Origin of the sequence: Paenibacillus solani, from assembly GCF_050475945.1 — a bacterium.
Taxonomy (GTDB): domain Bacteria; phylum Bacillota; class Bacilli; order Paenibacillales; family Paenibacillaceae; genus Paenibacillus_AQ; species Paenibacillus_AQ solani_A.
The window spans coordinates 1-14,323 of record NZ_JBCMXJ010000021.1 but is presented as its reverse complement, the minus strand read 5'-3'; the positions used below and the strand labels follow the sequence as shown (position 1 = coordinate 14,323).

The window sequence follows — 14,323 nt, the reverse complement described above, 5'->3', positions numbered from 1 at the left end:
GTTGTCTTTAAGTGCGCCGAAAGGAGGATATGGTTTGTCGGATTCTTTTGTAGTCAGATCATTAGACGAAATACGTTTTTGGTCACGCATTATGAAAGAACATTCCTTTTTTCTTCGACTAGGATTCAGGTGTGAAGACACGCAGTTAATTAATGAGGCTAATCAATTTTATGCAATCTTTGAGGATATTGAACGAAGAGCACATTCTTTTCAAGCCGATACTGATCCACAAACAATTCGACAGTTTAATTCAGAAGTTCACAATGCTGCCGCACAAATTTGGGCATTTAAGAGAAAGGTACTTGGACTTATACTTCGTTGCCAACTTCCTGGGGGAACAAATTTCCCTCTGCTTGTAGATCATATTAGCCGAGAAGCAAATTACTTTAGAAATCGGTTAGAGGAGCTCAATAACGGTACACTTGAACCTTTACCGGATGCGATTATCGATGAAAATGTCTTTTTTCTAAAAATCATAGCTGACCATGCAAAATTTATAGGTCATCTGCTTGATCCATCCGAGCGAAAATTAGTGGAACAAGCAAGGGAGTTTAGCCAGGACTTTGATACGTTGATGTATCAAGCCATTGACTTAAGTTCCATGCGTCCACAATCGCAAACCCAGCCATTGCTGAATCAATTTGTTGATGAAAACCGTGTTTCAGTCAAATCATTGCGAGATTTCAAGAAGACTGCGCGCGACTTAATTGAGGAGTGTCGAATTAAAAGTATCATTCACCCTTTATTAGCGGATCACGTTTTTCGTGAAGCTGAACGATTCTTATTTATTCTTGATATGTTCGATCGGTCGTTGTCTGGTATGAAGGTAAATAAGAAAGAAATCATGCATTAAAAAAGGGGAGGCTTATTTAATGGAAATACCAATAACCGGTTTTCTTGTTCATTCCAATGATTCCGATTCGGAACACTCACATCAACTCTTTCTTACATCTTGGGATGGAAGACCCGTTAACGTTCATGTTCATCCTTTTGAGGGAGATACCTCCTTTGATGTAGGACACTTCCATCATTATGCGGGTGTGACGGAACCGGCCCCAACTGGTGTTCCGCATGTCCATCAGTATCATGCCCAAACATCATTTAACGACCAACACAAGCACATGATCAGAGGAACCACTGGACCGGCCATTCCCTTAGCTGGCGGCGGACACTATCATTATTTTGAAGGTTATACCACTGTTGATGGCAGGATTCCTCATGCTCATCGATATAGTGGAAACACAGGTAATGAACAGGGGTAAATATTAACTTCTATGCCTGATTGAAGAGTCGTTCCTGTAGTTTCCTTTTCAGAACCAACGCTGTTCTCAACAAACTGGCATCGCTTCAATAAATAAAAATCCCATCATGACTTCATGATGGGATTTCTTTGAATGAAATGGTTTGTGTGGAAAGAGCCTCGGTTTATTTCGAATTGCCCTCTAATGGATCCGCATGACGGTTCGCGGTTTTATGAATTGCTCGGTCGAGTTTCGATTGCCCCTGTATTTCTTCAGCCGCTTCCATCTGATCATTTAACTGTTGTTCGATCTGTCCAATTCCATGAGCTTCCTGATGCTGTTTGCTCTTCGCCAAAACGATCCCTCCATGTTGTCTTAATAATCTCTGCATGACTACAGTTCGCCAAACCGCACCAATTTATACAATCGTCTGTACACTATGCTATACTTGATTCGTATTTAATTTCATCATTTCAGAGGCCATCCATATCGGGTGGCCTTTCTAGTAGAATAATGCAATTAAGATACATCGAATCAGTTACCAGAACTTAATTGCTCTCCGCAACCTTCTAGGGATGCAAGATCTATCCTGTGACATGGTTGTGGAGTTTTTTGTGCAAAAATGAACTTTTAATGCCTTTGACAGCTCTTATCTGTGGAAGGAGGAGGAACATGAACATAAGCCGTCTTGTCAACCAAGCGAAAAAAGGCAACAAGGAAGCTTTATTGCAGCTCATCATGGCCGATCAGGACGCTTATTATCGTCTAGCTTACTCATATATGGGAAACGAGCACGATGCAATGGATGTCATGGAAGACATGATTGTATCCATTTATGAAAAGATCGATCAGTTACATAATACTGAAGCCTTCTACAGCTGGAGCAAAACCATACTCGTCAATCGGTGTAAAACATTGCTTCACAAAGAGAAGCGATATTTACCTATGGAAGAGGTAGATGAAGCATTACTTACCGGGTTAACTGACGATAATCCATTTCGCTATACAGAGTCTGCAATGGACATGCTGGAGTTGTTGTCCCATCTGAATCCAAAGCAGAGAGAAGTAATCGAGCTTCGTTATGTTCACGATCTGCCTTATCAGACAATTGCGGACATAACGGGTGTACCCCTTGGCACAATTAAATCAAGATTGTCACAGGGAATTCAAAAGCTCAGAGTCTTGATTGGAGGTGATCGTTATGAGAACGATCGAGGAGAAATTACACGAGCACAAGCAGAGCTTTAATCGGGTGCAAGCCCCACCAGAACTTGAGGGAAGACTTCGGAATGCACTTCAGAATGTTCCCGTCAAACCGAGAAAAAGGAATAAAGCTCTGCTATGGGTTGCATCAGCTGCTGCAGCACTCATTCTGATTGCCGGTATGTATCAATATCCTGCATTCGCTTATTACGGTGCGAAGCTGCTTGATCGAAACGAGTTGATCTCGCTCAGCTTTTCAGAAGTGGCGGAGCAAGGTTACGGGCAAACGGTTAATAAAAGCAAAAAGTTTGACGACGGTTCGGTCATTACTATTAATGGTGTCATTGCGGACGATAATGCATTTCTAATATATTACACCATCGATTTCCCTGCAGGCTCTCGAATTGGTCCCGAGGATCGTTCATCTCATTACAACGTGGATAAATTACACGGATTCTTGACGGATTCGGATCCGAAAGCGGGATATGGTAATTATATCAATGACGGCTCCCAATACAAGGGGGTGTATAAGTATGAGCCTGTTAGTCCATTCTCCAGAACATTAACTGCGACTTTCAGTAAGTGGCAGGACAATGGGGAAAAGGCATCCAATACGATCTCCTTCAATTTTGAAGCGAATAAAGCGATGAAGAATATTGTAAAACAGAAAATTTCAAAATCTGTTGCTGTCGATCAGGGAACGGTTCACTATGACACAATTACGGCCTCGCCATCCTCAACTATCGTGAGAGGGCATTATGAACTGGAGAATAAGGGAAACCCATGGTTTTTTGCTAAAACAAAGCTTTTGGTTAATGGAACCGAAGTGAAGTTCTGGGGAATGAGCTCAAGTAGTTACGTAAAAACAGGATTCCCTGGATTTGAGCTTGAATTCGATGTGCTTCCAACCGACAAGATTGAAACTATCGAGCTTGTTCTCGAAAATTCCGATGGATATCAGAAAGTAGAGAAACCTATTTCGCTTGCCTCACCATCCGATCAATCCATCCGAATAGGTGGCGAAAAACTCTGGATTCGAAGCGTGACAAAAACCGACAGTGGCTATGACATCGTCATTGCCAGAAAGCAATTCACAATATTGGAAACCGACAGTTTATCCGTACAAGCAGGGGGGAACATAGTTCCTGTATCATCGATTTCCGCTTCACGTGCTTGGGATCTGAACAATGGTAACATCCTATGGGAGCAGACATATTCATTTGCCACAGCGAACAAACCGGAACAACTGCTATTAGAAGGATATAGATATATAAAAACCTATGATGAAAAGATAACGATTCCGATAGAAAGTAAAAAATCAAGTCATTGAATTGATTGCTACTCCGTTGCCTAATGTAGGTATCATGGATTGTTTAAGAAGTTATTATTTGCCCATACTTATGACTAAAAATGTAATTTGGAGTGTGGGAAATCGTGGTCGAAAATGTCATGATCTTGGTTCGCAGCTTTTCAGCATTCGTGTTTCTGTTGATTATTACTCGTATCCTAGGAAAACAGACATTATCCAACATGAATTTTCATGAATTTGTTACTGCTATAGTCATGGGTTCAATCGCTGCAAATTTAGCCTTTAATGAAAAGCTGCAAACCATACATTTAGTTATCTCTCTCGCGGTATTTACAGGTACATCGTATTTATTATCAAAAATTGTTGTGAAAAAACGTAAAATTCGCATGTGGGCTGAAGGCACACCTACAGTTATTATTGAGAATGGAAAAATTCTTGATGATAACTTGAGGAAAAATGATTTAACGATAGATACATTAAATCAGATGTTACGACAAAAGGATATTTTTGATTACAGTGAAATAGAGTATGCGTTGCTGGAGATAAACGGAAAAATATCCGTTATGAAAAAAAAGCAGCATCAAAATGTAACTTTAAAAGACTTGAGGAAAGGATCGAATGCGAGTCAAAAGATGCCTGTTGAACTAATCATGGATGGAAATCTGTTGGAGAAGAATATGAAAGTGAACAGTATACCACTAGATTGGATCTTAGAGAAATTAAAAGCTCGTGGTAAAAAAGTTAATGATGTCTTTTATGCTGTAAAGGGAACTGACGGGCAACTATATATTGATTTTTATAAGGATAAGATTCAACATCCAATTGATGTTGAGTAGTATGAATTGATGCCTTTAAATAAAGAACCCTCAGGAGTGTATTTTTGCGGCCCTGAGGATTTTCTTTTTGTGTTGGCGGAGAGAAGAAATATTTCATTACTGTATTGTTGCGATGACTTCCTTGATACAAAAATCATCTTTCGGAAAGTCCGACCGATTCAAAGCTAACACCTGCCAACCCTGCAACATTAGTTCCGAGTTAATCGTGTATCTGTCGAATGGATGTGTTTTTTGCGATTACCCAAGAAATAATTAGAGGTTTATATTTAGCTGTAAGTTAGCAAGACATCGAAAAATCGAGCTGGCTGATATGGTAGAAGAGAGGTGTTCTGGCTGCGGTTTACGTAGGGTGCGCCGAGATAATGGAGTTGTGGGTTTACTTGGCTCTTAGAAATTAGAAGGTTGACCTCTATTATGTAATATGATTAATTAAATTAATTAATTATATTAAATATTAGGGAGAAATATTGATCCTAGGTGCAATTAATTGAAAGAAGAAGTTTTATTTAATGTCATTAAATAATTTTACTAAACCCCGTAACCAGGAGCGGGACAGGTTCTATGTTACACCATAAAAGTATCGCAATCCATGTGTTATTGGACCTGTGATACCCTTTTACATCTAGCTTTTTAACGGCCATCTAATCCGAAAGTGCTCAAAATCATTTATTGCAAAATCAGCAACAGTGGTTTCACCATAACGTACCAAGCTTGATATTCTTCACTAAAACGATCTGACGGTTGAGTCGGATTTGTTTGCCGGATATCGGAAGACAGACTTTACCGCCGGCGAATTTCAAACATGAGCATCATTGGCCGCCTAGTCTATTTGGCATAAGCGGTAAGAGTACGCCGAAGGTTCTTCTGATGTTGTTCTATCAGGGGTTCGATTTAACAAGAATAGGAACATATGTTTGTTGTGGGTTGTGCAGGAGATTAAGGTCATTTTAATGGACATTGTCGCAGAACTTGTTTCGTGTGTAAAGCAAGGTATACTGTCGTAGTTGTAGAAGCAATTCGAAGATGCGGTTTTGGTCGAATCAGAACATTTGTTCGGTATCCCATTATTTTGTAGTTGATGTACTGGTAAGATAAGTCCATTTCCATGAACATGACTCAGGAAAGGCAAAGCGCTCAATCGAAGAAGGGGAGTTGGAAAGCGGGAATATACGTCGGTTATCGAGCGATTCCATTCTTATGTATCCCCCTGGAGAGTTGCAAGTTCTTTCAGATGTATATGAAGAGTGCCTATTTAACGAAAAGAGAACAAATGTTCGATAGGAACCAAGATTCCAAGGAGGCACTCGTTCTCGAAGATTTCTGGCGTTTCCAGACACTTGAACCGACGTTTTATGACTGTGGACCAATGGCAGATCACGCTAAATGCCGAAAGGTCCAGTATTAACGCAGCGTCTCCTGGACAAGTGAACATTGTATGGTGCAAAGAATAGCATGTCCCAGGATTGATCGAATAGCAATCAGGGAGTCGTCGCCTGTGTTTGTGATTGGATTCTTTGTAATAAAAGAAGAGATGAGGATTAATCCGATTTAGAACATACGTTTGGTTTCTGAGTATTTTCCGGTTATCTTTACTACACGGAAGCAGGAGAATACACGCAGCAAGTGGATTTGACCCAAGTCAGCTTGTAGCTTCAAACGAAGGAGAAGGATTATGGCTAAAACGGTTTACATAAAATATAATATGTAACCCTTAAAGGTGATCATGCTTTGTTGAGTCTTAAATCCGCAAATCCGGTATGTTTTACTACAAATGAACATCTGGTCCGCCTAATAGATGGCGGTTTTTTGCTGTTCTTTCATTGCTGCGAACGCAGAATGATCCATTGTTTACCTTGATGCATAAGTTTTGTGACAATTTCAATAATATAGGAGAACCGACTGCATATAAGAATTGGACTAGGTGGATTAGGGAAAAGGAGGCCTCATCGTTATGAATATAGCTGAACATAAACTGCTGGTCGCGGCACTAGGTGGCGTTAATGAAATTGGAAAGAACATGTACTTCATTCAGTACGATCAAGATATCGTGGTCATTGATTGCGGCTCCAAATTCCCAGACGAAAACCTGCCCGGCATCGATTTGATTGTGCCTGACTTCACCTATTTGCTGGACCATGCGGATAAAGTCAGAGCTCTTATTGTCACCCATGGACATGAAGACCATATCGGAGGGATTCCCTATTTATTGAAGCAGCTTCCCATACCTGTGTATGGAACGAAGCTCACAATTGAGCTGATTAAAATCAAGCTGAAAGAGCATCGCATTCTGCGTGAATCCGATCTTCACACGATCGATGCGAATTCCACCATTGAAGCGGGCGCTATCCATGCCTCTTTTTTTTCGACCAGCCACAGCATTCCGGACTGCGTGGGTATCGTCTTTCAGACCCCGGAAGGCAAGGTTGTCCATACGGGGGATTTTAAATTTGACATGTCTCCTGTGAAGGGGCCTTATCCGGATCTGCACCGAATGGCTGATATCGGCAAGCAGGGGGTCAAGGTGTTATTGTCCGAAAGCACAAACGCCGAGAGACCGGGATTTACGCCTTCGGAACGCCTTGTTGGCGGACATATTCTGGAAGCATTCGCCCAAGCAAAACAGCAGGTATTCATCTCTACGTTTGCTTCCAACGTGAACCGTGTTCAGCAGATCATCGATGCCGCGGTTGAAACAGGGCGAAAACTCATTCTGCTCGGCCGCAGCATGGTCAATGTCGTTACCGTTTCCAAGGAGCACGGCTATTTAAACATCCCTGATGACTTACTGATTGATGCAGGTGACAGCGAGCGTTATCCACCGGATAAAATCGCCGTGCTATGCACGGGAAGTCAAGGCGAGCCTATGGCTGCATTATCACGATTAGCCAGCTCCAAACATCCCCATATCGAGATTTTGCCTGGCGATACCGTCATCATTGCTGCAGGAGCGATACCGGGAAATGAACGGAACCTTGCTCTTGTGATCGATAATTTGTATGTGCTGGGCGCTCAGGTCATCTATGGTTCCGGTGCAACTTCTGGTATGCATGTATCCGGGCACGGTAGCCAAGAAGAGTTGAAATTAATGCTCACCTTGATGAAACCGGACTATTTGATTCCTGTTCATGGTGAATTCCGAATGCTGTATCAGCATCGTCAGCTGGCGGATTCCGTGGGGATCCCTAGTGAAAATGTGTTCATCATCCAGAATGGCGACACGATACAAATCCAGCAGGGAATGGCATCCTTAGGTCCCAAAATACCATCAGGCAACAGCTTGGTGGACGGATTGATGATCGGGAACGTAGGCAACATCGTTTTGCGTGACCGTAGGCAGCTGTCCTCCGATGGGATGCTTATTATCGTAACCACGCTCAGCAAAACGGAAAAGCAGATGGTAGCCAAACCCGAGCTCATATCCAGAGGTTTCATCTTCGTGAAGGATTCAGAGGAATTCATCGGCCAAATCCAAGATATCGTCATATCTTCAATGAAGGATTTAACGGAAACCGGGTCCACACAATGGAATCTTATCAAGCAGACCTTGAAAGATCATGTTGGCAAATTCATATATAGCGAGACGAAGAGAAGGCCAATGATTTTGCCCATCGTTATCGAAGTATAAGCCTTTTGAAATGTAAGAAGCACAGCCTAAAATAGGTTGTGCTTTTTACAGTGATATTCGAAGCGTAGTTCGATCTAGGCATACACTGCCGATGAGGTCGGTCGCTGGCCATCATGGGTTATGCAAGTGAATAACAAGTGAATTAAATGGATAGTGAAGCCGCTCATAAATAACAATAAATGGGAAATAATAAGAATGTAGAAGGGAGGCAATGTGAAAAATAGTAACGTTGCTAACTCAACAAAAACAAACAGGAAAGTGTAGTATTGATTATGATGTTAAGGGTTTTTAACTGTGTGTGAATGAATTATGGACAATCAAATGAAGTTAGGATTAATAACAAAGTGAAAATGTTAAAACAACCGACGCGACGTTATTCGTTATGATTGATTTAGACAGGATTCAAAAGTAATTCAAATGCGACTTGATCGAATATAATTGAAGTTACACAAAGCAGATAATGTGATTAAAGTGTACGATAATGTTGATAGTGGAAAAATTCTAAAAATAATAATAATTGTAGAATAAGCAATAAAATCAAAGCTCAGTTAGAAAAACTTTGTATCTATTTCACAAAACTCGTATTTTGTACATATGTCTATAGATTGAATTGAAACCCACACTCCGTAGTATCTGACTGTGATATTTTTTTAGGCTTCCCCGGTGAATGATTCAAACCCAAAGATCCAAGACCGCCATCGTGATATTTATGCAGATAGCCCCCTATTGTTTTTCAGGTGCGATGAAGGGTTTTAGCGATTTGTTCGAGGGTCTGTCCTTCCAAGCGAAGGCGTACAGCGAGATAACGCTCATACATCCGCTTGTCTGTTGTTTTGTTCATGGCTTATTCCACAATTTCTACTTCGCTCAAAGTTCCCATCTCATTCACTTCCTTTTTCAATCGTCTCACTCTTTATTACCTGATTATGGACATGATAGCTTATTTGGGTAAATATTTAAATCAGCTTATATAGCGGAAAATATAGAGAAGATGTCGCCAATGATTAGGAATGAACGGCAGAGTGATGAAAAAGATTGCAAAAAAAGAGTAACCCTAATCGGTTTTTACCGAATAGAAGGTACTCTTTTTGCTGCTCAATGTCAAAATACAATAAAAACATACGGAAATCCTCAGGTTAAGGCGTCTCCGAGCTCCAGTAGCTCTCCGGATCCACGTTTTCAAGGCCCGGAATTGGCTTGCCGATCGGCAGTTCAAAGGACCAGTTCACATTCGGATACCACTTGTCGGTGACTTTGCGGATCAAGGTGGCCTTCTCCGGCAGTTCGGTCATGCCCTGCACAACAAATCCGGGATCTCCGGAAGCCTCTTTGATCTTGCCCATACTGACTCCCCCTCTGAATTCCGCCGGATATTCCCTTCCATCCTGATCTCTGACGACCCAAACATCTTTGCTGAATTCATTGCGATATTGCCCTTTCATCTTAATTAGACCCGCAATTTTCGGATCATTCATCCTCGCATTCGGGTCATGGTCAACCGTAAAGCCGCTTAATGTAACGACGTCTCCCTGATCCTTGAATATGACCGGATGTTCTTTAAGCTCGCTTGGAATCAGTTCAAGCAAACCGCTGCTTTGAATGGGAATGGAGTATCCGTCAAATACGAAGCTCAGCTTTTCGCGGTCATACGGAAGATACCTGAAGGTATAGGTCCAGTGCCGCTTACCGCCCTGCAGCTCACTGTTCTGCGAAATGATCGTCTCCGGGTGTCCGCCCCTGTAATTGTTTACGCTCGATATGTCTTCTCCCTTTTCATTTTCAAAATGAAACATCAGCTGCTGCATGCTCTCCAGTTCTCCCGGCGAGCGCTTGGCGGCTTCAGGTGTCAAGGAAGTGCTCAGCTCCAATCTTACGCCGCTTGGCGTGCGTACCAGCTTTTCCATCTCAATCTGCATACCGTCAGGCGTCATGTACTTCTCGTGTAGGGGCGTCGTAATATTCAGCGCGTTCGCCTTTTTCATGTCGAGCTTGAAGTTGAAATCCCAGTTTCCTTTCACGACTTTCTTGGAAAATACATTTCCTATTTCGCTTACCTCTCCTACTACGCTCACTTGATCATTCTGAACTTCACGAGTAAAAACAAACGTCAATTTATCGATGAACTTCGATCCTCCTTGTTCCCTGAGCCGCGCCACCTCATTATCGTTAGCATCTAGGACAAGAATTTTACTCCAGTCAACCTGATTCACGGCAGGTTTCCCCCGCGGATCCGTCACCTTCACCCCCATCACAAGCCGGGTCGCATCGGCGACCACTTCGTTAATCTCAATCGTGTAGCCTTTATCCTTCACTTTGACATGGGGGTTCTGCACGAGTCCAAGGCTTTGGGCATCCATCATCCCGCTATCCGAGGTTTCCCTCGCAAAAATCGATCGGACCCAGTCGGCAATGGACGGCTGTGCGTACAAAGTCAATGCCATGGCTACAACGAGAAGCGAAGCAACCCACAAGGCGCTTTTTTTCAAGAAAGGCCGCGATTTCGGATGACTCTTCTTAGAAACAGCCATGGATTCTTCCCCTGCAGGCTCGATTTCCATCTGTTCAAGGGAAGCCATCACCTGCTCGGTAAAGCCTTCTGGAAGTCTCTCGGCATACAGCAGCTGCGTCCATACTTTTTCTTCCTCCTCTGCCGCGGCTACCGTACTCCGGCATTCCGGGCACATGCGAAGATGGAATTCCAGCTCTTCGTCCGTTTTATTTCCAGACCGAATGTACTCTTTTGTCTGAGCAAGCTTCCAGCATCTCATGTATCATCCCCTCCTTCTCCTTGAACTTTTTTCGCAGAGACTTCTTGGCCCGGTGCAGCCGATTGCGCACTTGATTCACCTCAATGCCGGCAATAGCGGCAATTTCGTCATAGCTTAGTTCATTCGTATATCGCAGCAGCAGCACGATCCGATATTTATCCGGCAGCTGCTGCAGTAATTGCTGTACTTCCCCGCCGGTTTCCTTGCGGAGATAAGCCGATTCCGGCGTTTCGGTGTGATGATGCTGCACCCGGATCAGCACATCAGCTTCTACCGGCTCAGGCTTTTTTCTCCGCCCCGCATCCTTCATCACATTCACGGCGATGGCGTACAGCCATGAGGCGAAGCTCGATTCCTCCCTGAAGCCCGCCAGCTTGCGGTAAGCTTTCAGAAAAGCCTCCTGCGTGTAGTCCTGGGCATCCTGCGGGCTAGCACCCAGGCCTCGTAATAGGCCGTATATTTTATTTTTGTGCGTATCCACCAGCTGTGTAAAGCTCCTCTTGTCGCCAGCCAGCACCTGCCTGACCAGCGTAACGTCCTGTGACGGGTCTGCCATAACGATCCTCCCTGCTCATCATCTGAACTTCATATATTATAGACGGATGTCCTTTGCCGTTTCTCTCACTAAAAAAAAAAAGAGCCCTCTTAGAATCTCTTCCTGTTTATTCCATTATACAGCCCGTTAGTTGAACAAAGGCAGCCGATCTCGTTATCGGCTGCCTACTTGTCTTTTATTGAACTAACGTGTCCCGTTAGTTTAATGAACCTCTATTATGCATTTGAATAATTAATCGAGACCACTCCTGGTTAACTACGGAACGAAGGAGTACCCCAAGTACCCGAAGAAGAACTTCGGCTCGTGCTCCTAGTTTGTATCCTCCCATAGTTGAACGGAAAAAAGTATCTTTATATACTAAAAGTGAGACCTTTACATCTAAAGTAATCTTCAACTTGTTTAATTATTTTCCAATATACTTAACAAAAAGTTCATAACGTCTCTTTAACCATTTAAATGACCTACTTATGATTTTTTAATTATATATGTATGAGTGATTCGGTAGGACGTCCAATTTTTTAAAAAATAATCCCAACCTTTATTTCTCCTGGCACACTATATAATTGTCAGGAATTACAGATGCAAATATGGAGGAAAAAATGGATTCAATTAGTAAAAACGGAAAAGAAGCCGCGGAAGCGATTCGGAGCTATGTCAAACCGATTTTCGGTTTTGCGTTAAACCGGGTCAAGCACCGGGCCGAGGCGGAGGATCTGGCTCAGGAGATTATGCTGCAGTTGTTGAAATCCTTCTCTGGGGTGCGGGACATTAGAAGCCTTGACGCTTACGTCTGGACGGTTGCTCGATACACTTGGGTGAATTGGTTGAAAAAGCGTGCGCACGCTCCCCAAGCGATCGAAATCAACGGCATGTCTGAACTGTCTGCCGCCCCTTCCCGGGAGCCGCTTGACCGACTGCTGGCAACCGAAGCTTCACGCGAGCTGCGCCGAGAAGTCGCGTTTCTGTCCGACATCCATCGCCGGATCGTGGTCATGCATTACTACGACGAGCTTAAAATCGGCGATATCGCAGTTGCTCTGAACATTCCTGTCAACACGGTGAAGTGGCATTTAAGCGAGGCTAAAAAGAAGTTACGGAAAGGGATGAAACGTATGCGTGCAACAGGAACTTTAAGTGTCAATCCGGTCAGCATGGGGGAAATGGGCCATTCGGGTTCGGCTGGCAGACTGGGCGAAACCAACGATTTTCTTGGACGCGCCTTGGCGCAAAATATCGTTTACGCGGCTTATCACAAGGCGCGTACCGTACATCAAATCGCGGAGGAACTGGGAATGCCGCCGTCTTTGTTGGAAGGCGAAGTCCAGCATCTGGCCGATTACAATTTTCTCATTCAAACCTCTCCCGGCAAATATCAAAGCAATACCATCGTCTGGGACCTCTTCGAGTTGGCCGTAGCCGGTCATCAATTTTGGCAAGATTGCGCTGCCGAAGTGGCCGATGTTCATTTTGACGCGTTAATGGAAGTTCGCCGTCAAGTCGAGGATAGCGGAGTGTACGTTCCAGACGGCGACTATAACTTCCTGCTCTGGACCCTGCTGCCCAAGAACATCGAGGAGCAATCTTGGCGGAGCATGCCAGCGGGCGAAAACTTCGATGCGATCGCACCAATGCGAAAGGACGGAGGTCAATATATTGCCTATGCAGCGTTAAATCGGAGCCACTATGCCGATCCGGGTTTTGATATGAGTAGTTACGTCACCTTCGGTCCGTCGCTCCGCTACGTCGAAGACTCTCCTTTATACTTGTGGCAATTCAATACGTACTGGAGCGACCGTCAGATGGATTGGCGTTCCCTGGAATATCGGAATATCGAGATTTGTCATGCATTTCAACAGGGGGAACTGCCCAACAACGAAGAGAATGTTGAGCAATATTCGTTCCTGCTGGAGAAAGGGTACATCCGCAAGACGAAGGAGGGGTACAACTTCAATGCGGTTTGGATTGACTCTCCTCAAACGTTGGATCGGTTGAACAAGGCAATGCCGGATTTGTCCGCTCTGTATGCGCCTGCTGTCGGCAAGCTCTATGACAAAATGCTCAACCTGTTCCTGCAAAATCAGCCGAAGCATTTGGAGCCGCAGCTTGCTTACATGGTGAGAGGCAACACCGGCGGAGGTCGGCTGGTCGCTTATATTTTGAAGCATTTGATCGATAACGGGAAGTTGAAACCGCCGTTGCCGCACCAGCAGAAGACGATTTCAACCTGGATGGGGCCGGTCAAGTAAGTCGGTTCGGAAATGTATACGAAGAATGGCCGTTCCCGGGCGGTGGCCATTTTTACACAAAACTCTGTCTGTCCAACGAAGTGATTAGGACATCGCTATTTCACCACGACCCCCTCCTGAACGTATGAAAATGATCAAAAACTACCCATGACGCATGTGCGTCATGGGTAGTTTTTGATCGCAATCGTATCCGCCGGATTTCTCCTTTACCTTACGATTTTTAATCTTTCTTGTCCGCAACCAACCGTGAGAGGCCAGATGCTCCACATACTCAGCAGATCTATTCAGCAAAACTGCCCGTTAGCTTAATGACGGCGGAGCCATTCTCGAGCGCTAACGTATCATTTTTGCTTGTTTTAATTTGAAAAGGTTGTACCCGAGCGCATTGGTTCAACATACGTACTGTTAGTCCCGCCAGAATGTAGGCATTTTTGTGTCATTATCCTACAATGTAGGCACATTTGTGCATTTTATCATGACACAATTTCTCCTACTTAAATAACAAAAAGCCTGATCCATGGTATTATCCCCTCAAAGTA

General features: G+C 43.8%; 10 protein-coding genes. 7 read left to right on the top strand and 3 right to left on the bottom strand.

Features of this window, described 5'->3' with window-relative positions; translation table 11 throughout:
• The first annotated feature begins 34 nt into the window (after positions 1 to 34).
• Together ABEQ74_RS26075 and ABEQ74_RS26070 are read left to right on the top strand one after the other, a co-directional pair.
• On the top strand, positions 35 to 853 hold the full coding sequence (locus ABEQ74_RS26075) for a DUF2935 domain-containing protein (protein WP_430125144.1): 819 nt from the start codon (positions 35 to 37) through the stop codon (positions 851 to 853).
• Between the two features lie 19 nt (positions 854 to 872).
• Positions 873 to 1,262 (top strand): YmaF family protein, encoded by a 390-nt coding sequence (locus ABEQ74_RS26070; protein WP_430125143.1) that lies wholly within the window; start codon positions 873 to 875, stop codon positions 1,260 to 1,262.
• Positions 1,263 to 1,425: 163 nt separating this feature from the next.
• Here the strand turns inward: ABEQ74_RS26070 and ABEQ74_RS26065 are convergent, their stop codons facing one another.
• The gene (locus ABEQ74_RS26065; RefSeq protein WP_165593381.1) at positions 1,426 to 1,596 is read right to left on the bottom strand and encodes a hypothetical protein; all 171 of its coding nucleotides are present in this window, start codon (positions 1,594 to 1,596) and stop codon (positions 1,426 to 1,428) included.
• A gap of 317 nt (positions 1,597 to 1,913) precedes the next feature.
• Between ABEQ74_RS26065 and ABEQ74_RS26060 the strand changes: the two genes are divergently transcribed.
• From ABEQ74_RS26060 to ABEQ74_RS26045, 4 genes are all read left to right on the top strand, one after another.
• Entirely contained in the window at positions 1,914 to 2,489 is a 576-nt protein-coding gene (locus ABEQ74_RS26060) for an RNA polymerase sigma factor (RefSeq protein WP_430125142.1), read from the top strand.
• Entirely contained in the window at positions 2,443 to 3,774 is a 1,332-nt protein-coding gene (locus ABEQ74_RS26055; RefSeq protein ID WP_430125141.1) for a DUF4179 domain-containing protein, read from the top strand. Before ABEQ74_RS26060 ends, ABEQ74_RS26055 begins: the two co-directional genes overlap by 47 nt.
• A gap of 104 nt (positions 3,775 to 3,878) precedes the next feature.
• Positions 3,879 to 4,589, top strand: coding sequence for a DUF421 domain-containing protein (locus ABEQ74_RS26050; RefSeq protein WP_430125140.1), 711 nt, complete (start codon positions 3,879 to 3,881; stop codon positions 4,587 to 4,589).
• A gap of 1,951 nt (positions 4,590 to 6,540) precedes the next feature.
• Positions 6,541 to 8,214, top strand: a complete 1,674-nt coding sequence (locus tag ABEQ74_RS26045) for a ribonuclease J (protein WP_430125139.1) — start codon at positions 6,541 to 6,543, stop codon at positions 8,212 to 8,214.
• A 1,136-nt stretch (positions 8,215 to 9,350) separates the two neighbouring features.
• Here the strand turns inward: ABEQ74_RS26045 and ABEQ74_RS26040 are convergent.
• Together ABEQ74_RS26040 and ABEQ74_RS26035 are read right to left on the bottom strand one after the other, a co-directional pair.
• Complete coding sequence (locus ABEQ74_RS26040; RefSeq protein WP_430125138.1) at positions 9,351 to 10,982, bottom strand: DUF4179 domain-containing protein; 1,632 nt, start codon at positions 10,980 to 10,982, stop codon at positions 9,351 to 9,353.
• Positions 10,930 to 11,538, bottom strand: coding sequence for an RNA polymerase sigma factor (locus tag ABEQ74_RS26035; RefSeq protein ID WP_051425358.1), 609 nt, complete (start codon positions 11,536 to 11,538; stop codon positions 10,930 to 10,932). The genes ABEQ74_RS26040 and ABEQ74_RS26035 overlap by 53 nt, the downstream gene beginning before the upstream one ends.
• 599 nt (positions 11,539 to 12,137) lie before the next feature.
• Here ABEQ74_RS26035 and ABEQ74_RS26030 point away from each other — a divergent pair.
• Positions 12,138 to 13,784, top strand: a complete 1,647-nt coding sequence (locus ABEQ74_RS26030; protein WP_430125137.1) for an RNA polymerase sigma factor — start codon at positions 12,138 to 12,140, stop codon at positions 13,782 to 13,784.
• Positions 13,785 to 14,323 lie beyond the last annotated feature (539 nt).